The 19,488-nt window shown below is 46.3% G+C and carries 20 protein-coding genes; 3 read left to right on the top strand and 17 right to left on the bottom strand.

Annotation, left to right across the window (positions count from 1 at the left end; all coding sequences use genetic code 11):
- The first annotated feature begins 2 nt into the window (after positions 1-2).
- Entirely contained in the window at positions 3-1,550 is a 1,548-nt protein-coding gene (gene ilvA / locus NB463_RS12710; protein WP_134648225.1) for a threonine ammonia-lyase, biosynthetic, read from the top strand.
- Positions 1,551-1,605: 55 nt separating this feature from the next.
- On the opposite strand, the gene punR is transcribed toward ilvA, so the two are convergent.
- Positions 1,606-2,508 (bottom strand): DNA-binding transcriptional activator PunR, encoded by a 903-nt coding sequence (punR, locus tag NB463_RS12715; RefSeq protein WP_005394068.1) that lies wholly within the window; start codon positions 2,506-2,508, stop codon positions 1,606-1,608.
- Between the two features lie 152 nt (positions 2,509-2,660).
- Between punR and punC the strand changes: the two genes are divergently transcribed.
- Positions 2,661-3,866, top strand: coding sequence for a purine nucleoside transporter PunC (gene punC / locus NB463_RS12720; protein WP_031780373.1), 1,206 nt, complete (start codon positions 2,661-2,663; stop codon positions 3,864-3,866).
- A gap of 45 nt (positions 3,867-3,911) precedes the next feature.
- Here the strand turns inward: punC and NB463_RS12725 are convergent, their stop codons facing one another.
- On the bottom strand, positions 3,912-4,688 hold the full coding sequence (locus tag NB463_RS12725) for a transporter substrate-binding domain-containing protein (RefSeq protein WP_005394073.1): 777 nt from the start codon (positions 4,686-4,688) through the stop codon (positions 3,912-3,914).
- A gap of 115 nt (positions 4,689-4,803) precedes the next feature.
- Here NB463_RS12725 and NB463_RS12730 point away from each other — a divergent pair, with 115 nt between their 5' ends.
- Complete coding sequence (locus NB463_RS12730) at positions 4,804-5,544, top strand: amino acid ABC transporter permease (RefSeq protein WP_006742913.1); 741 nt, start codon at positions 4,804-4,806, stop codon at positions 5,542-5,544.
- An 81-nt stretch (positions 5,545-5,625) separates the two neighbouring features.
- On the opposite strand, the gene glmU is transcribed toward NB463_RS12730, so the two are convergent.
- From glmU to mioC, 15 genes are all read right to left on the bottom strand, one after another.
- Positions 5,626-6,987, bottom strand: coding sequence for a bifunctional UDP-N-acetylglucosamine diphosphorylase/glucosamine-1-phosphate N-acetyltransferase GlmU (glmU, locus tag NB463_RS12735; RefSeq protein WP_005394079.1), 1,362 nt, complete (start codon positions 6,985-6,987; stop codon positions 5,626-5,628).
- A 149-nt stretch (positions 6,988-7,136) separates the two neighbouring features.
- Positions 7,137-7,559 (bottom strand): F0F1 ATP synthase subunit epsilon, encoded by a 423-nt coding sequence (locus tag NB463_RS12740; RefSeq protein ID WP_005378937.1) that lies wholly within the window; start codon positions 7,557-7,559, stop codon positions 7,137-7,139.
- A gap of 18 nt (positions 7,560-7,577) precedes the next feature.
- A complete protein-coding gene (atpD, locus tag NB463_RS12745; RefSeq protein ID WP_005383849.1) occupies positions 7,578-8,981 on the bottom strand; it encodes a F0F1 ATP synthase subunit beta in 1,404 nt (467 codons plus the stop codon).
- Positions 8,982-9,016: 35 nt separating this feature from the next.
- Positions 9,017-9,883 carry a F0F1 ATP synthase subunit gamma gene (gene atpG, locus NB463_RS12750; RefSeq protein ID WP_005394082.1) on the bottom strand — a complete coding sequence of 289 codons (867 nt, stop codon included), beginning with the start codon at positions 9,881-9,883 and terminating at the stop codon, positions 9,017-9,019.
- Between the two features lie 44 nt (positions 9,884-9,927).
- Positions 9,928-11,469, bottom strand: a complete 1,542-nt coding sequence (atpA, locus tag NB463_RS12755) for a F0F1 ATP synthase subunit alpha (protein ID WP_005394084.1) — start codon at positions 11,467-11,469, stop codon at positions 9,928-9,930.
- 13 nt (positions 11,470-11,482) lie between these two features.
- Positions 11,483-12,016 carry a F0F1 ATP synthase subunit delta gene (atpH, locus tag NB463_RS12760; protein ID WP_005394085.1) on the bottom strand — a complete coding sequence of 178 codons (534 nt, stop codon included), beginning with the start codon at positions 12,014-12,016 and terminating at the stop codon, positions 11,483-11,485.
- A 14-nt stretch (positions 12,017-12,030) separates the two neighbouring features.
- Positions 12,031-12,501, bottom strand: a complete 471-nt coding sequence (gene atpF / locus NB463_RS12765; RefSeq protein ID WP_031780375.1) for a F0F1 ATP synthase subunit B — start codon at positions 12,499-12,501, stop codon at positions 12,031-12,033.
- A 74-nt stretch (positions 12,502-12,575) separates the two neighbouring features.
- Complete coding sequence (gene atpE / locus NB463_RS12770; protein ID WP_002540812.1) at positions 12,576-12,830, bottom strand: F0F1 ATP synthase subunit C; 255 nt, start codon at positions 12,828-12,830, stop codon at positions 12,576-12,578.
- Between the two features lie 57 nt (positions 12,831-12,887).
- The gene (gene atpB / locus NB463_RS12775; RefSeq protein ID WP_005378922.1) at positions 12,888-13,700 is read right to left on the bottom strand and encodes a F0F1 ATP synthase subunit A; all 813 of its coding nucleotides are present in this window, start codon (positions 13,698-13,700) and stop codon (positions 12,888-12,890) included.
- 8 nt (positions 13,701-13,708) lie between these two features.
- The gene (locus NB463_RS12780) at positions 13,709-14,098 is read right to left on the bottom strand and encodes a F0F1 ATP synthase subunit I (protein WP_005378921.1); all 390 of its coding nucleotides are present in this window, start codon (positions 14,096-14,098) and stop codon (positions 13,709-13,711) included.
- 189 nt (positions 14,099-14,287) lie between these two features.
- Positions 14,288-15,169 carry a ParB/RepB/Spo0J family partition protein gene (locus tag NB463_RS12785; RefSeq protein ID WP_005394090.1) on the bottom strand — a complete coding sequence of 294 codons (882 nt, stop codon included), beginning with the start codon at positions 15,167-15,169 and terminating at the stop codon, positions 14,288-14,290.
- Between the two features lie 24 nt (positions 15,170-15,193).
- Positions 15,194-15,967, bottom strand: coding sequence for a ParA family protein (locus tag NB463_RS12790; RefSeq protein ID WP_005383838.1), 774 nt, complete (start codon positions 15,965-15,967; stop codon positions 15,194-15,196).
- Between the two features lie 10 nt (positions 15,968-15,977).
- Complete coding sequence (gene rsmG, locus NB463_RS12795; RefSeq protein WP_005378902.1) at positions 15,978-16,613, bottom strand: 16S rRNA (guanine(527)-N(7))-methyltransferase RsmG; 636 nt, start codon at positions 16,611-16,613, stop codon at positions 15,978-15,980.
- Position 16,614: 1 nt separating this feature from the next.
- Positions 16,615-18,510 (bottom strand): tRNA uridine-5-carboxymethylaminomethyl(34) synthesis enzyme MnmG, encoded by a 1,896-nt coding sequence (gene mnmG, locus NB463_RS12800; protein WP_258431332.1) that lies wholly within the window; start codon positions 18,508-18,510, stop codon positions 16,615-16,617.
- Between the two features lie 477 nt (positions 18,511-18,987).
- Positions 18,988-19,422 carry an FMN-binding protein MioC gene (gene mioC / locus NB463_RS12805; protein ID WP_005394096.1) on the bottom strand — a complete coding sequence of 145 codons (435 nt, stop codon included), beginning with the start codon at positions 19,420-19,422 and terminating at the stop codon, positions 18,988-18,990.
- Between the last annotated feature and the right edge of the window lie 66 nt (positions 19,423-19,488).

Genomic DNA, 19,488 nt, shown 5'->3' on the forward strand with positions numbered 1-19,488 from the left:
CAATGATGGAATCTCAACCCGAAAAGAAAGTAAATCAAACTGGCGCAGACTATCTGCGCCAAATCCTCCGCGCTCCGGTGTATGAAGTCGCAACAGTAACACCACTGCAAGAAATGCCTCGTTTATCTGCACGTATTGGTAACAATGTGCAAATCAAGCGCGAAGATCGCCAACCTGTGCACTCATTTAAATTACGCGGTGCGTACAACATGGTGGCAAGCCTAACTGAAGCACAGAAAGCCGCGGGGGTGATTGCAGCATCGGCAGGTAACCACGCTCAAGGCATGGCGCTGTCTGGCACTAAGCTAGGCATCAAAACCACCATCGTGATGCCAAAGACCACGCCGGATATCAAAGTCGACGCCGTACGCAGCTTTGGTGGCAATGTGGTGCTGCACGGCAGCAACTTTGATGAAGCAAAAGCAGAAGCCGAACGTTTGTCAGAGCAATATGGCTATACTTTTGTGCCCCCCTTTGATCACCCACTGGTGATTGCAGGTCAAGGCACCATCGGCATGGAAATGCTGCAGCAAAATGGTCACCTTGATTACATCTTCGTCCCTGTCGGTGGCGGCGGTTTAGCTGCCGGTGTTGCGGTACTCGTGAAGCAGCTCATGCCAGAAATCAAAGTCATTGCGGTCGAGCCAGAAGATTCATCATGCCTCAAAGCAGCATTGGATGCTGGTGAGCCAGTGGTACTAGACCAAGTCAGCATGTTTGCCGATGGCGTTGCAGTAAAGCGCATTGGTGAAGAGACTTTCCGTCTGTGCCAGAAGTACATTGATGGCCATATTGCAGTGTCCAGTGATGAAATCTGCGCAGCAGTAAAAGACATCTTTGAAGATACCCGTGCGATTGCTGAACCTTCGGGTGCGCTTGCTCTGGCGGGTTTGAAGAAATTTGCTGAGCAAAACAAATTGCAAGGTAAGAATCTAGGTACAGTATTGTCTGGCGCAAACACCAACTTCCACGGTCTACGTTATGTTTCTGAACGCTGCGAGCTTGGTGAAAAACGTGAAGGTCTGCTTGCCGTCACCATCCCTGAGCGTCAAGGTGCTTTCTTTGAGTTCTGTAACCTCATTGGCGGCCGTGCAGTTACGGAGTTTAACTATCGTTATAACGATGACGAACTCGCTAATATCTTTGTCGGTGTTCGTCTGCAAGGTGGTCAAGAAGAGTTGGAAAACATTATTCACGATCTACGTGAGGGTGGCTATCCGGTGGTTGACCTTTCTGACGATGAAATGGCGAAGCTACACGTTCGCTACATGATCGGCGGGAAGCCATCGAAGCAACTCAAAGAGCGACTCTACAGCTTTGAATTTCCAGAGTACCCAGGTGCCTTGCTGAAATTCTTAAGCACTCTTGGTACCCATTGGAATATTAGCTTGTTCAACTACCGTAACCACGGCGCAGACTACGGACGCGTTTTATGTGGTTTCGAGTTAGATGAAGGGGATTTAGCTCAATTTTCGGCACATTTGCGCGAACTTGGCTATCAATGCAAAGACGAAACAGACAACCCGTCTTACAAGTTCTTCCTGTCATAAAAAGCCACACTCCAAACATATCAAATAAAACACCTCGCTATTGCGAGGTGTTTTTTTATGACTGTAACCAATCTTGATGTAGCTGATTAGGCGATCCTAGGTAATCCACCATCCATTGGATCAATTTATGATTATCATCTTTGCGCCAGACCAAGCAACAATGACTGAGCGGCTTATCATCTGGCATCACCTTCTCCACCAGCACACCATCATTGATCAGTGGCGTTGCAATATGACGTGGCATGTAACCCACGCCAACTCCATTTTTCAAACATTCAATTGCACTGTACCAGTTGGGTAGTAACAATCGGCGTTGTTGCGGGTAATGGCCAGTATGGCGCTTTGGCAGCACGTTTGAAGTATCATCAAGGCAGATCGCCGGAAATTGACTCACAAACTCTTCAGTAAGCACTTGTTGGCGAACACAGGGATGAGCGGGAGACATCACAAATGCCCAATCCAATACGCCCATATCTTTGACTTCAAAATCCCCACCAACGGGAACCGCAGACGTGGCTCCAACGACTATATCAGCTCGTCCTTGTGCTATAGCCTCCCAAGAACCATTGAAGACCTCCATATTGATCTGCAATTCAGCAAATTCAAACTCGCGATAAAAATCTTCCACCAAAGGTTTGAGCTTCTCTAACTTCACCACGTTATCTAAGGTCAGCTTTAACGTGCTCTTCCATCCTTGAGCTGCTCGGCGTGTTTGTGCTTTCACCTCTTCCATTTGACGCAGCAAAGAGCGAGCCTCAGCCATAAAAAGTTCACCTGCTGGAGTTAACTCCACTTTCCTCGGTAAGCGTCGAAACAGCACCACATCTAAATCTTGCTCGACCTGCCTTACTCCATAACTGATGGCTGAAGGGACTTTATGCAGCACCTCAGCCGCAGCGGTGAAACTGCCTAAACGGGCAACCGTATCCAGCATTTCCAGAGACGCTTTAGAGAACATGATTTAACCTTTCAAAAAATTTGATTGATAACCAACAATTTTAGCGTTTTATTTTCTTAAAATCGAAAAATAGAATAATAAGGTAAATAAATCAGGGTTGGCGCCAACTGATGTTGATTAAAAAATGATTAAATAATTTGACTGGTTGAATCATGAAAATATCAAAACTACAGCTCATTTATCTGGCAGCATTATCGATGCTTGGCTTCGTTGCTACCGATATGTATCTGCCAGCATTCAAAGCGATGGAAATCGACTTTGCAACAGGCCCAGAGCAAATAGCGCTCTCTTTAACGGTATTCCTAGTTGGTATGGCGGTTGGCCAGCTAATGTGGGGATTGGCATCCGATAAATTTGGCCACCGCAATACACTCGCGGCCGGGTTAGTGCTGTTTACTATCGCGTCATTCGGTTTGGCTTTCTGTGACCAAGTATGGCAACTACTGACACTGCGCTTTATCCAAGCTATCGGTGTATGTGCACCAGCAGTGATCTGGCAAGCTATGGTCATTAAACGCTACTCAAGCAGCAGTCAGCAAATTTTCGCAACGATCATGCCGTTAGTCGCGCTATCACCAGCGCTAGCACCTCAATTAGGGGTAGTGTTGGCAGATAACTTCGGCTGGCACAGTATCTTTATTACGCTAACACTAGTTGGTGTCTTCTTGGTCTTTGCGACAATGGCCCAAAAAGACGAGAAAGCAGAAATCAAACAAACCAGTATGTCTGCCGACATCAAAGCGCTGCTGAGTTCTAAAAAGTACCTTGGCAACGTGTTTATGTTTGCGACGGCTTCGGCTGCATTCTTTGCTTACCTAACTGGTATGCCAGAAATCATGGCGCAACTAGGCTATGAAGCAAAAGATATTGGTTTGAGCTTTATCCCACAAACTATCGCGTTTATGGCTGGTGGTTACTTGGGTAAAGTCGGCGTTCGTAAATTTGGTGATGAAAAAGTTCTACGTCAATTGATTGGACTATTTAGTGTCGCGGCAATAATGATATTCATTGCCTCACAATGGGAACTGTCTTCTATCTGGCCAATTCTAGCGCCTTTCTGTTTAATTGCGGTAGCCAATGGTGCGCTATACCCAATCGTAGTAAACCGCGCGTTGGCAAGTGCTAAGCAAAGCCCTGCAACAGCTGCAGGCCTGCAAAACAGCTTACAAATTACTGTGAGCAGTCTATCAAGCGCATTAGTTGCTGCAATGGCAAGCCAAGCTCAAATGGTAACGGGCGTTGCAATCATCATCTGTATGGGTGGTCTTTGGATGGGTTACATCTTATCTAACCGTGAATTGTCTCAGCACTTCACGACTCCAGACAATGCTCGTGTAGTGAGTGAAGACGAACTTTAATTGTTCAGACAATAAAAAAGAGCCGCGTAATGCGGCTCTTTTTGTTTATAAGCTTTTCAACCCCCATTTCTTGGCAGTCAGCTTGAAAAAGCCTTGGGTCTTTTTCAGCTCAACCCAATGGTTGATGTAATTAATCCATACTTGATCGTCTTGCGGCAACAGCATCGCAATTGGTGTCGGTTTACGCGGAGCGGTCACTGGTACTATCGCCAGTTGTTTAAACTTGTCCACCAACGTCGCTGCTTCCACATTGGACGTCACCGATACATCGGCCCTGCGAGCTAGTAATTCTTGGAAGTCGCGCGCTGGCGCTTCAATCACAATGTGTTGAGCCAGCGGGAAAAACTCTTTCACCATTTTTTCTTGCACCGTTCCTAGTGTCGCCGCGACTTTCACATCAGGCGTATTAAAATCTGCCCAATCAGAGAATTTGGCGAGATCTTTCTTTTGCACAACGGGTACAAAGGCAAGGTAGAAATACGGTTGGCTGTATCCAGCGACTTTCGCGCGCGACATATTCAGGGACGCGCTGCCAGTAATATCGTATTTGTTGGCAGTAATGCCATTGACTAGCGTTTTCCAATCCGTGGCTACATACTCTACTTTTACACCGAGATCTTTAGCAAGTTCTGTCGTTACGTCGATATCAAAGCCACGATAACTGTTGGTTGCAGGGTCTTTCATCGTCATCGGATTCCAATCTCCCGTCGTTCCAACTCGGAGTACACCACTGTCTAAAATGGATTGAAGACGGCTTTCAGCATGAGCAATTTGAGTTGCAGCAAGTAAACACATTCCTAGCGCTAGTAAAATCTTTTTCATTTTTATTCCCTTAAAAATAATGACCTTATACGGTTTAATGATTAACCTTTATTAAAGCTCTATTGATAACATAGCAGCAACAATGGAAGTTTTTTAGTTAATTCAGGGAGTAAATGTGACCTTTCGAACTCTATGGCTGATTTCGCTGCTGTTGCTCACAGGTTGCTCAGATTATCAATGGGGCTGGTATGTACTCGATCCTTCTACGGAGCAAGGACTCACCAATCTGAAGTTTTTAATCGCCGGATTTAGTGACACCATCCAAGTATCACTCCTCAGTATGTTATTTGCCATGACCTTAGGTTTAATCATCGCCCTACCGGCTCTGTCGAACTCTCCCTACTTGAAGTGGATCAACCGCATTTATGTCGAGGTAGTCCGTTCAGTGCCTGTTTTAGTCTTACTACTTTGGGTGTATTACGGCATGCCAACGCTGTTGGATGTCTCACTCAATCACTTTTGGGCGGGTGTTATTGCCCTGACCATTGCTGAGAGTGCGTTTATGGCGGAGGTGTTTCGCGGCGGAATCCAAGCCATCAGTCGTGGCCAGCATGAAGCGGCTGAATCTTTGGGCTTAAGCTATTGGCAAAAGATGCACTTGGTAATTCTTCCCCAAGCGTTTCGACAAATTCTCCCACCATTGGGCAATCAATTTGTGTATATCCTGAAGATGAGTTCTTTGGTTAGTGTGATTGGTTTGAGCGATCTCACTCGCCGTGCCAATGAGCTGGTGGTGAATGAGTACTTACCCCTAGAGATTTATACCTTCCTCGTTTTGGAGTACTTGTTGCTCATTCTATTCGTATCCCAAGCTGTTCGTTGGCTCGAAAAACGCATCGCCATTCCCAGTTACTAACGATGAAGCCTTTAGCTAGAAACAACAAAGCCGCTCTTGTTGAGCGGCTTTGACAATATAGCGACAGAGTGCAGGTACTGCTTATTTCTGTTTTACAGGGCGTTGCCAGCCATTAATTTTGCGCTCTTTGACGCGAGTAATCACTAACTCGCCTTCTTCAACATCTTTTGTCAGCGTCGTGCCTGCACCGATGGTTGCGCCATCAGCGATAGTGACAGGAGCCACCAACTGGCTATCAGAACCAACAAAGACATCATTACCGATGATGGTTTTAAACTTGTTCGCACCATCGTAGTTACAAGTAATCGTACCGGCACCGATGTTCGTACGTTGACCGATTTCAGCATCACCAAGGTAAGTTAGATGGTTCGCTTTTGAGCCTTCTCCGATACGCGCATTTTTCACTTCTACGAAGTTACCCACATGGGAATCGTTACGCATCTCAGCACCAGGACGAAGGCGAGTAAATGGACCAACGGTACATTCTTCACCAACCGTTGCACCTTCAATCACACTGTAAGGGCGAACGATGGTGTTGTCGTCGATTTCGCAATCTTTCAGTACACAGCCAGCACCGATAACCACGTTATCACCGAGTGATACTTTACCTTCAATGATAACATTCACGTCAATTTCACAGTCCATACCGCACTGCAACTCACCACGCAAATCAAAGCGTGCTGGATCGCGTAGCATCACACCTTGCTCTAGTAGCTTCTGAGCTTGCATTGATTGGAAGGCACGCTCTAGACGAGCCAGTTGAGCACGGTCGTTGACCCCTTCCACTTCAATCGCGTTTACTGGGTGTACTGCCTCGACGGCGCGACCTTCATCGTGTGCGGCTGCAATAACGTCAGTTAGGTAGTACTCGCCTTGCGCGTTGTTATTGTTTAAGCCAGACAACCAACGCTTAAGATCCCCACCAGTCGCAACCATCACGCCAGTGTTGATCTCTTTAATTTGCTTTTGTTCTTCCGTTGCGTCTTTTTGCTCAACAATCGCAACAACAGGACCATTTTTACGAATAATACGACCATAACCTGTAGGGTTATCAAGCATCACTGTAAGCAGTGCAATACCACCAGTTGGTTGAGCATCCAACAAGTTCTCGATGGTTTCGGCTGAGATTAATGGCACATCACCATAAAGCACGAGGATTTTCTCATCATCTTCAAAGCGAGGAGATGCTTGGTCAACCGCATGGCCAGTTCCCAACTGATCCGCTTGCAGCACCCAGTTTACTGGCTCTTCAGCAAGAGTGGTTTGCATTTGATCACCACCGTGACCAAATACTAAGTGAATATTTTGTGCACCAAGACCAGTACATGTATCAATCACATGTTTTGCCATTGGCTTCCCTGCCAAAGTGTGTAGCACTTTAGGCATGTTCGAATGCATACGGGTACCTTTACCCGCAGCAAGAATCACAGCACTGAATTTCATTGAGAACCTATTGACGTTTTATGTTAATTGGCCGTTATTTTAAACAGCTCTTTTAAAATAGTTAATGGAGTAAGGTAAATTTCCAACTAAAATTAATCAAAAAGGCGACCATTTGGCCGCCTTTTGTCATGCAACGTTGCTAATTGAGCTTAGCGACGCTTTTTTGTCAGCTCGATAACTCGTAGCTGAGCAATGGCTTTAGCCAGTTCACTGGCCGCTTGTGCGAAGTCCATGTCACCATGCTGATTCTGGATTTGCTCCTCAGCGCGGCGCTTGGCTTCTTCTGCCTTCGCTGCGTCTAGCTCTTCACCACGGATAGCGGTATCAGCCAGTACAGTCGCTGTACCAGGCTGAATCTCTACCATACCACCAGAAACATAAATGATTTCTTCGTGGCCGTGCTGTTTCACAATACGCACCATACCAGGCTTGATAGCGGTCAGCAGCGGTGTGTGACCATGGAAAATACCAAGTTCACCTTCGCTACCGGTCACCTGAAACGTTTCAACACGACCAGAGAAGATTTTCTTCTCAGCGCTTACTACGTCTAGGTGAAAGGTTATTGCTGCCATATCGCCTCCTAGTTAGCCTTATAGCTTCTTCGCATTCTCAATAGCATCGTCGATGCTACCGCAGTACATGAATGCCTGCTCAGGAATGTCGTCGTATTCACCAGCTAGTAGACCTTTGAAGCCACGTAGAGTCTCTTTTAGAGGTACGTAAATACCAGGGTCACCTGTAAATACTTCTGCTACGTGGTAAGGCTGAGTTAGGAAACGCTCAATCTTACGTGCACGAGATACAACTTGCTTATCTTCTTCAGATAGCTCGTCCATACCTAGGATAGCAATGATGTCTTTCAGCTCTTTGTAGCGCTGAAGTGTCTGCTGAACGCCACGAGCAACTTCGTAGTGATCTTGACCAACTACTAGTGGATCAAGCATACGAGATGTTGAATCTAGTGGGTCGATCGCAGGGTATAGACCCATTGCAGCGATGTTACGGTTAAGTACAACCGTTGCATCCAAGTGCGCGAACGTGGTTGCTGGAGACGGGTCAGTCAAGTCATCCGCAGGTACGTATACCGCCTGTACAGACGTGATAGAACCTGATTTCGTTGACGTGATACGCTCCTGAAGTACACCCATCTCTTCTGCAAGAGTTGGCTGGTAACCTACCGCAGAAGGCATACGACCTAGCAGTGCCGATACCTCTGTACCTGCAAGTGTGTAACGGTAGATGTTATCAATGAACAGTAGTACGTCACGACCTTCGTCACGGAAACGTTCTGCCATTGTTAGACCAGTCAGTGCAACACGTAGACGGTTACCTGGTGGCTCGTTCATCTGACCGTAAACCATCGCTACTTTCGATTCTTCAGGCTTCTCAACGTTTACAACGCCCGCTTCCTGCATCTCGTAGTAGAAATCGTTACCTTCACGAGTACGCTCACCAACACCCGCAAATACGGATAGACCTGAGTGCTGTAGTGCGATGTTGTTGATAAGTTCCATCATGTTAACGGTCTTACCTACACCTGCACCACCGAATAGACCGATTTTACCACCCTTAGCGAATGGACAAATTAGGTCGATTACTTTAACGCCCGTTTCTAGAAGTGCGATCTCGTTTGATTGTTCTTCGTAGCTTGGTGCGCTGCGGTGGATAGAGTAAACCTCTTCCGCGCCCACTTCACCACGCTCATCAATCGCGTCACCTAGGACGTTCATGATACGACCTAGAGTTTTAGTACCGACTGGTACTGAAATTGGAGCGCCAGTGTTAACCACTTCAACTCCACGACGTAAACCATCAGAGCTACCCATTACGATACAACGAACTACGCCACCGCCTAGCTGTTGTTGAACTTCAAGAACTAGACGCTCTTTTGAGTCCGTTACGTTTAGAGCGTCATATACACTAGGTACATTGCTCTGTGGGAACTCTACGTCGACTACCGCACCGATGATCTGTACGATCTTACCTGTAGCCATCGTTAATCCTCTAAACTATTTCGTTTTACCTAAGCTTAAACCGCAGCAGCACCACCAACGATTTCCGATAGTTCTTGTGTGATCGCAGCCTGACGGGCTTTGTTGTACACAAGTTCCAAATCGTCAATCAAGTTGGTTGCGTTATCCGTTGCAGCCTTCATCGCAATCATTCGAGCCGCTTGTTCACAAGCAAGGTTCTCAACCACACCTTGGTATACCTGAGACTCTACGTAACGCACTAGTAGCGTATCCAGTAGAGGTTTTGGCTCAGGCTCATAGATGTAGTCCCATGAGTGCTCACGCTGCATCTCTTCGCTGTCCGATTTAGGCAAAGGTAGCAATTGATCGATCGTTGGTTGCTGAACCATAGTATTCACAAACTTGTTGAATACTACGTATAGACGGTCCAGTTCACCTTCATCGTATTTCTTCAGCATTACGCCAACAGAACCGATTAGGTCTTCTAAGCTTGGGTTATCACCCAGGCCAGAAACCTGTGCCGCAACTTTTGCGCCACCATGTTTAAAGAAAGCTGTTGCTTTTGAGCCAACAACGGCAAGCTCAATCTCAGCACCTTTCTCTCTCCATGCTTGCATGTCTGTAACGGCTTTTTTGAACACGTTAATGTTCAAACCACCACACAGACCACGGTCTGTCGAAACGATGATGTAACCAACACGTTTAGCTTCACGCTCTTCTAGGTACGGATGACGGTACTCTAGGTTTGCGTTAGCCACATGACCGATCACTTTACGCATTGTTTCAGCGTATGGACGAGAAGCTTCCATTGCATCTTGAGAACGACGCATTTTTGAAGCTGCTACCATTTCCATCGCTTTCGTAATTTTCTGCGTGCTTTTAACACTACCGATTTTATTACGTATCTCTTTTGCGCCGGCCATCGTTACTCTCCGTTAGTTGGTGGCAGAAACTGCCACCGACCTAATTACCAAGTTTGGGTTGCTTTGAAGTCGTCAGTCAGTTTCTTCAACTGAGCTTCGATTTCATCGTTGTAAGCGCCAGACTTGTCGATCTCAGCTGCTAGTTCAGCGTATTGACCGCGAGCGTACGATAGTAGAGCCGCCTCGAAATCTAGAACTTTGTTAAGTTCTACATCATCAAGGTAACCGCGCTCTGCCGCGAAGATAGTTAGAGCTTGGTCAAATACAGACATTGGAGCGTACTGCTTCTGCTTCATTAGTTCTGTTACTTTTTGACCATGGTCTAGCTGTTTCTTCGTTGCTTCATCAAGGTCAGAAGAGAACTGAGCAAATGCTGCTAGTTCGCGGTATGCAGCTAGTGCTGTACGGATACCACCTGATAGTTTCTTGATGATTTTCGTCTGAGCTGAACCACCTACACGAGATACTGAGATACCTGGGTCAACCGCTGGACGAACACCGGCGTTGAATAGCTCAGTTTGTAGGAAGATCTGACCATCGGTAATCGAGATTACGTTAGTCGGTACGAATGCTGAAACGTCACCTGCTTGAGTTTCGATGATAGGAAGAGCAGTCAATGAACCAGTCTTACCTTTCACTTCACCGTTAGTGAAACGTTCTACGTACTCTTCGTTTACACGAGCTGCACGCTCTAGTAGACGCGAGTGTAAGTAGAATACGTCACCTGGGAATGCCTCACGGCCTGGTGGACGTTTAAGTAGTAGAGAGATCTGACGGTAAGCTACCGCTTGCTTAGATAGGTCATCGTAAACAATCAGTGCGTCTTCACCGCGATCGCGGAAGTATTCACCCATCGCACAACCTGCGTATGGCGCTAGGTATTGCAGCGCTGCAGATTCAGAAGCTGATGCAACTACAACGATAGTGTTTTGTAGTGCGCCGTGCTCTTCTAGTTTGCGAACTACGTTAGCGATAGTCGATGCTTTCTGACCAATTGCTACGTAGATAGAGAAAATACCAGAGTCTTTCTGGTTGATGATCGCGTCGATCGCCAGTGCTGTTTTACCAATCTGACGGTCACCGATGATAAGCTCACGCTGACCACGACCGATTGGGATCATTGAGTCAACTGACTTATAACCAGTTTGCACAGGTTGGTCTACCGATTTACGGTCGATTACACCTGGTGCGATCACTTCTACAGGCGAAGTCATTTTCGCTTCGATTGGACCTTTACCATCGATAGGCTCACCCAGCGTGTTTACTACGCGGCCTAGTAGTTCTGGACCAACTGGCACTTCAAGAATGCGGCCAGTACCTGTAACTTTCATGCCTTCCTTAAGGTCAGCATATGGGCCCATTACAACCGCACCAACCGAGTCACGCTCAAGGTTAAGTGCCAGTGCATAACGGCCACCCGGTAATTCAATCATTTCACCTTGCATCACGTCCGCTAGGCCGTGGATGCGGATGATACCATCGCTTACCGATACGATAGTACCCTCGTTGCGAGCTTCACTAACAACTTCGAAAGATTCGATGCGTTGTTTGATTAGATCGCTAATTTCCGTGGAATTAAGTTGCATGCTCCAATCCCCATTAAGACTGCAATGCATCGCTCAGGCGGTTCAAACGACCACGCGCTGAGTCATCGATGACTAGGTCTCCGGCTCGAATAATAACCCCACCAAGTAGGGTCTCATCTACACTGCAATTCAGCTTCACTTTGCGTTCAAGACGCTTTTCAAGTTTGCTGCCAATGTTTGCAAGTTGCTCATCAGAAAGTTCTGTTGCTGAAATGACTTCAACATCGATTTCTTTCTCATGCTCTTTCTTCAGAGTGTAAAACTCTGTGCAAACATCAGGAAGGGCCGCTAAACGACCATTCTCAGCCATCACCTTCAAAAGGTTTTGACCGTGCGTATCAACTTGTTCGCCGCAAACTGCAACAAAAATCTCTGCCATTTTATCAGCAGAAACCGAACCGGTTAGAAGTTCGTTCATTTGTTCGTTTTTGGCCACTTCAGCAGCAAAAGATAACATTTGGCCCCATTGGTCCAACTGGTCTTTCTCTAAAGCAAAGTCGAAGGCTGCTTTAGCATAGGGGCGTGCGATAGTAGTCAAATCAGACATATGCGCCCCCAGACTTAAAGTTTTGCAGTAATGTTGTCGAGAATATCTTTTTGCGCATCTTTATCGATAGAACGCTCAAGGATTTTCTCAGCACCAGCTACAGCCAGAGTAGCAACTTGTTTGCGCAGGTCATCGCGCGCACGATTGCGTTCAGCTTCAAGTTCTGCTTCTGCTTGCGCTAGGATTTTCTGGCGTTCTGCCTGAGCTTCCTCGCGAGCTTCATCAAGAATTTGAGACTTGCGCTTGTTCGCTTGTTCGATGATCTCAGTTGCTGTGCGCTTCGCTTCTTTCAATTGATCAGAAGCGTTGGCTTGTGCTAGATCCAAGTCTTTCGCAGCACGTTCTGCTGCTTGAAGGCCATCAGCAATTTTCTTCTGACGCTCTTCGATCGCTTTCATCAATGGTGGCCATACATACTTCATGCAGAACCACACAAATAGTGCAAACGAGATTGCTTGACCTAGCAGAGTTGCGTTTATGTTCACAACAGCTACCCCTCTATTTGGACTTAGTGTTAATCAGTGACAAGCGCTAATCGCTCGTCCCGAGTTAAAGGTGATTAACCTAGTTGACCAACGAATGGGTTTGCGAAAGTGAATAGTAGCGCGATTACGATACCGATCATTGGAACCGCATCAAGTAGACCCGCGATGATGAACATCTTAACTTGTAGCATAGGAGCCATTTCTGGTTGACGTGCAGCACCTTCTAGGAATTTACCACCTAGCAGTGCGAAACCAATCGCTGTACCAAGAGAAGCAAGACCGACGATAATACCTACGGCGATTGCAGAAAAGCTCAGTAAAGTTTCCATTACTATCTCCAATTTATAGTTGTTGGCTTAGTGCCCAAATAAAAAGCTTTAAAAAAATTAATGATCAGGATCTTCGTGTGCCATTGACAGGTAAACAATTGTCAACATCATGAATACGAAGGCTTGAATCGTAATAACCAAGATATGGAAGATTGCCCACGGTAGTGAACCCATCCATTGTAAGTACCATGGTAGCATTGCCGCACAAAGAATGAATACAACCTCACCCGCGAACATGTTACCGAATAGACGCATACCAAGTGATAGAGGTTTCGCCAGTAGCGATACCACTTCAATCAGTAGGTTAAACGGAATCATAAGTGGGTGATTGAATGGATGTAGTGCAAGTTCTTTTGCGAATCCACCTAGACCTTTCACTTTGATGCTGTAGTAAATCATCAATGCAAAAACGCCTAGAGCCATAGCCATGGTGATATTCACATCAGCAGACGGTACAACCTTAAGGTAAGGGATACCTAGCCAATGTTCTGCTGGGTACGGTAAGAAGTCGATAGGAACTAAGTCCATCACGTTCATCAAAAATACCCAACAAAAGATAGTCAGTGCTAAAGGCGCGATCAGTGGGTTGCGTCCATGGAACGTGTCTTTGACGTTATCGGCGACAAATTCAACGATCATTTCTACAGCACACTGAAGCTTACCCGGTACACCCGCTGTTGTTCTCTTCGCTACTTTGTAAAAAATTCCGAGGAAGATTAAACCAGTAAACCAAGAAAAAAACAGGCTATCGATATGTACGTTCCAGAAACTTGTCTCCGACCCTACTAAACCCAACTTATACAGCGATAGGTTAGAAAGGTGGTGGGCAATGTAACCGGACGATGTTAGCGCTTCACCTGGCGCAGCCATAACTCATCCTATTTTTTGTTGTTAATGAATAGCACTGGTGCACAGATATTAATACCTAGTACCAGCAAATAGGTTAGTTTGAGGGGAACAAGTTCCACCTGCATATACATGTAGGCAACATAGAACAGTGCAACCGTGATGAGAATTTTCAGTACTTCACCCGTATAGAAGGAAGCCGCGATGCGCTTGGCAGCGCGAGCCCCACTAAACATGAAAGCACACAGCGCGAATACTGCATTGGCAACAACAAAAATGCCTCCGCCAATCAGCGCTGAAAATCCCCAGTCAGGATTTATGGCTACCGCCATTCCTGCTGCCACAAAAATAACCGCGCCAGACTGGATCATTAACAATTGCCTTGCGAGCTCTCGTCCTGGTCTAGCTAACGCAGCTACCATGTATTCGTACCTCTAGTAATATCCACTTCGCACTAAACTCTCTGTGCTGGGAAATTGGCGAAAATTATACGTTCAGTTCAACGTAAAGCAATTCGATTGCATCAAAAACTTACAGTTTTGTTTACAAAACGACAACTTTCGCACAAAATTCGATTAATTAGATTAATTGACCTAAATCAATTATCTCATCTAGGCCTCAAGCTTGGCAATTAGTTGGTCCAATTTGTGAGGCTCATCAAGACTTATCGTCAATTTCGCTTTTCCGTTTGCAGAACGGGTCAGAGAAACTTTTGCATCAAGCAGCTGACTCAATTTATGCGACATTTGCTCAGCTTCGGTATCTTCTTGTTGCCCTTTTTGCTCATTTTGTGGGGCTAAGCACTTTTTTACTAACTGTTCGGTTTGACGAACAGTCATTTGCTTTTTCGCGACTTGTTGAGCAACCTCAACCTGCTGTTCACCCTGCAAGGCCAATAGCGCTCGCGCATGACCCATTTCTAGCAATTTATCCGCAACCAAGCTTTTCACATCGGACTCAAGCTGGTTTAAACGTAACAAGTTACTGACCGTCGTTCTCGACTTACCAATCACTTCTGCGACTTGTTGATGCGTAAGCGTAAATTCGTCTTGTAAGCGCTCAAGCGCTTGTGCTTCTTCAATCACATTCAAGTCTTCACGTTGAATGTTCTCAATCAACGCCATGGCAATCGCCGCGCGATCTTCGACTTTCTTCACCAAACACGGCACGCGTTTTAAACCAGCCTGCCTTGCCGCACGCCAGCGGCGCTCACCTGCGATGATCTCAAACTGGCCGTTTTCAACCTGGCGAACCACAATTGGCTGAATAATGCCTTGTGACTGAATCGAAGCCGCTAATTCTTCTAGCGCTTCAGGCGCCATATCTTTACGCGGTTGGTATACGCCCGGTTGCAATTGACCAATCGCTAAGTCGGTTAACTCACCGTCTGCCGATAATTCTTGGCTATGCGATGCAATATGCTGTTTTTCACGAGCAAACGAACTGGTCGACAATAACGCATCCAGTCCTTTTCCGAGACCACGCTTAGACATGGGATTGAATTCCTTAGGTTAGAGTTAAACTGGGATTTCTTCGCGGCGGAGCATTTCGCCCGCTAGAGCAAGATACGCTTTGGCCCCTGCAGAGTACTTATCGTAGTACATCGCTGGTTTACCGTGACTTGGCGCTTCAGCCAAACGCACATTACGCGGAATGACGGTACGGTAAACTTTATTGCCAAAGTGTTTTTTAAGTTGATCGGACACTTCATTCGATAGGCGGTTGCGCGGGTCGTACATAGTACGCAGTAAACCTTCGATTTTGAGGTTTTCATTAACCACAGCCGCTAACTTGCTGATTGTGTCCATAAGAGCAGTTAAACCTTCTAACGCAAAGTATTCACATTGCATCGGCACCAGCACAGAATCAGCTGCCGCCATCGCATTGATTGTAAGAAGGTTTAGAGAAGGAGGACAATCAATAAAGATGAAATCATAGTTATCGCGAACTGACGACAATGCATTTTTTAAACGCACTTCGCGAGCGAACACTTCCATCAATTTGATCTCTGCCGCGGTTACGTCACCGTTCGCCGCGATCAAATCATACTTCCCTGTAGTTTGGGTACATACGACTTGATCGAACGGTGTATCTTCGACCAAAAGATCGTATGCGGTGGCATCGACCATATACTTATCCACGCCACTGGCCATCGTAGCATTGCCTTGCGGGTCGAGATCGATCACCAAAACCTTGCGCTTTGTTGCCGCCATCGAAGCCGCTAAGTTAATGCACGTTGTTGTTTTGCCGACCCCACCTTTCTGGTTGGCGATTGCTACAATTTTACCCACGATTACCTCGCTAATTTTCCTTGCGCGATAAGATTACTAGATGACGATCACCTTCCAACTCAGGAACAGCTAAAGATATGATCTCTGTCACACTGCACCATTCAGGAAGCTGATCCATTTCATCTTTAGGGTGCTGTCCTTTCAGCGCTAGAAACACCCCATGCTCTTGTTTCGGCAAATGGTGGCACCATTCCACCATGTCTGTCATTGAAGCAAAAGCTCGACTCAAAACGCCATCAAATTTTTCTTCAGGTTGGAATTCTTCGACGCGACTTTGAATTGGTGTCACGTTTTTCAGCCCTAATGTGTGCACGACTTGCTTGATAAAACGGATGCGTTTGCCAAGACTGTCGAGCAAGAAGAAGGTCTTCTCAGGGTTCATGATTGCCAAAGGTATGCCCGGTAAGCCCGGACCAGTACCAACATCAATAAAGCGCTCACCGGGCAGGTGTGCGCTCACCACGATGCTATCAAGAATATGTTTCACTAACATATCAAGCGGATCGCGCACCGACGTTAAGTTGTACGCTTTGTTCCACTTGTCGAGCAGTTCGACGTAACCGACCAATTGCTCTCTTTGTTGCTCTGACACTTCTAAATCGGTTTTCGCGATCAGTGAGTCCAGTTTTGTTCGCAATGCGCTCATTTTATTCTTCCTCACCTTTCTTCAGCAAACCATGCTTTTTCAAGTGAACAAGAAGAATAGAGATTGCTGCAGGCGTAATACCAGAAATGCGCGATGCAATACCGATGCTCTCTGGTTTGGCCTCACTCAATTTAGCAACGACTTCGTTTGATAAACCTTTTACATCGCGGTAATCCAAATCAGCAGGTAACTTGGTATTTTCGTGACGCAATGATTTTTCGATCTCTTCCTGCTGACGCTTGATGTAACCATCGTATTTTACTTGAATTTCAACTTGCTCCGCCGCTTGCTGATCTTCAAGTGCAGGAGCAAACGCTTCAAGTTGCGTCAGTTGCGAATAAGTGATCTCTGGACGACGCAGAAGATCCTCACCACTCGCTTCACGTGCCATTGGGGTTTTCAGCAGCTTGTTCAGCTCATCAACGCCTTCTGATTTCGGATTCATCCACGTTGATTTCAAACGCTGACGTTCCGTTTCCATGTTATTGATTTTCTCGTTAAAGCGAGCCCAACGAACATCGTCAATCAAGCCTAACTCGCGTGCTTTTTCCGTTAAACGTAAATCGGCGTTATCTTCACGTAGCAACAAGCGGTATTCCGCACGAGAAGTGAACATGCGGTACGGTTCTTTCGTACCCATGGTCGATAAATCATCAATCAATACGCCCATATAAGCTTGGTCACGTCGTGGGCTCCAGCCTTCTTTGTCTTGGCTGTACAAGCTTGCGTTTAGACCCGCCATCAAGCCTTGCGCTGCGGCTTCTTCGTAACCAGTCGTACCATTAATCTGACCAGCAAAGAACAGACCATGAATAAACTTGGTTTCGTACGTTTGCTTCAAATCACGTGGATCGAAGAAATCGTATTCAATCGCATAACCAGGACGAACGATATGCGCATTTTCAAAGCCTTTCATTGAGCGAACGATTTGTACTTGCACATCAAATGGCAAGCTAGTCGAGATACCGTTAGGGTATAGCTCGTGCGTCGTTAAACCTTCTGGCTCAATGAAGATTTGGTGGCTATTTTTATCCGCAAAACGCATAACTTTGTCTTCAATCGACGGGCAGTAACGCGGACCAATGCCTTCAATCACACCCGCGTACATCGGACTGCGATCCAAGTTGCTACGGATCACGTCGTGCGTTTGCTCATTGGTGTGCGTAATAAAACATGGGATCTGACGCGGGTGTTGTTCGCGTTTACCCATGAATGAAAATACAGGGGTAGGGTTATCACCGTGCTGAGCTTCAAGCACTGAAAAATCAACAGTGCGAGCATCAATGCGCGGTGGGGTACCCGTTTTTAAACGATCCACACGGAATGGCAGCTCACGTAATCGATCCGCTAATGCGATCGACGGTGGATCCCCTGCACGTCCGCCTGAAGAGCTCTCCATGCCAATGTGGATCTTACCACCAAGGAACGTACCTACCGTTAGTACGACGGCTTTCGCATGGAAGCGAAGTCCCATTTGAGTCACCACGCCAACCGCGCGGTCTTGCTCAACAATCAGATCATCCACTGACTGCTGGAACAGCGTTAAGTTAGGTCCATTTTCTAATGCGTTACGGACGTACGCTTTGTACAGAGCACGATCCGCTTGAGCTCGAGTCGCTCGAACTGCAGGACCTTTGGAGGCATTTAGCGTACGGAATTGAATACCTGCATGGTCGATGGCTTCAGCCATCAAACCGCCCATAGCATCCACTTCTTTTACTAAGTGACCTTTACCAATACCACCAATCGCCGGGTTACAAGACATCTGGCCTAATGTATCGATGTTATGGGTAAGGAGAAGCGTTTTTTGTCCTGTGCGTGCAGATGCGAGCGCGGCTTCCGTTCCTGCGTGTCCGCCACCGACAACAATGACGTCAAAGTTTTCGTGATAAAGCATGAACTGACCTCAGGTATTCAAAGGGATTTAATGGACAGATAAAGGAGCGGTATTTTACCTGCTTTATGCCACAGAGAAAAACGTTTTCTCGTTTTATCCGTTTTAATCTTCAAGATAAATATATATAAGATCTATATATATGATCTTTTATTAGATCTACTATTAGGATCGACCATTTCTGTGGATAACCTAAAAATGATCAACAAGATCATGGATCTTCTTTGGATCATATCTTGTGATCATGATTGGATCAGATCGAGGATTACCTGGGATCAAAAGTGGTAGTTATACACAGGGGTTAAAATTGATCAAAGTTGTTATTGGGATAACTAAAGGAAAATCACTGGATCTTATCGTAGTTATCCACAGTTCGTTTGGTTGGTTTTTGAGCAGTTAAACAAAATAATTTGACGGGAGTTATTCACATTGGGGAAAGCAGAGCCGAATTTCGACTCTGTTGAAGGGAAAGCGGGGAGCTTAAAAGCGTTCGATATTCTCTTTTAACCATGCCTCTGCGGCGTCTTCGGGTACTGCATGGCTCAGTACATCAATCTTAAGACAATCAGCGAGCGGTGTGGCGCCAATGTCCTCTAGTAAATCATAAGCGTGTTGACCAGCGGCGCAGAACGTATCATAGCTTGAATCACCAATCGCAATCACTGCGAACTTTACGTCGGTCATTTTCGGCGGGGTATTTTGTAATGCCGCGATAAAAGGTTGAATATTGTCAGGGTACTCACCAGCCCCATGGGTTGAGGTGATCACCAACCACGTTCCTTGATTTTCGATCTCATCGAGGGACGGTTGGTTGTGGATCGTTGTTTCAAATCCATTCTCGTTGAGTAGATCACTCAGGTGATCCCCTACGTATTCTGCGCCACCTAGCGTGCTGCCTGTAATAATGTGGATCATACTTCTTCCTTATTGAATGCGACGGCTAAAGCTCATGGATGGCTTGCCGTACAAAAAGAAACGCGG

Source organism: Vibrio sp. RM-41-2B (assembly GCF_024744415.1).
Classification (GTDB): domain Bacteria; phylum Pseudomonadota; class Gammaproteobacteria; order Enterobacterales; family Vibrionaceae; genus Vibrio; species Vibrio diabolicus.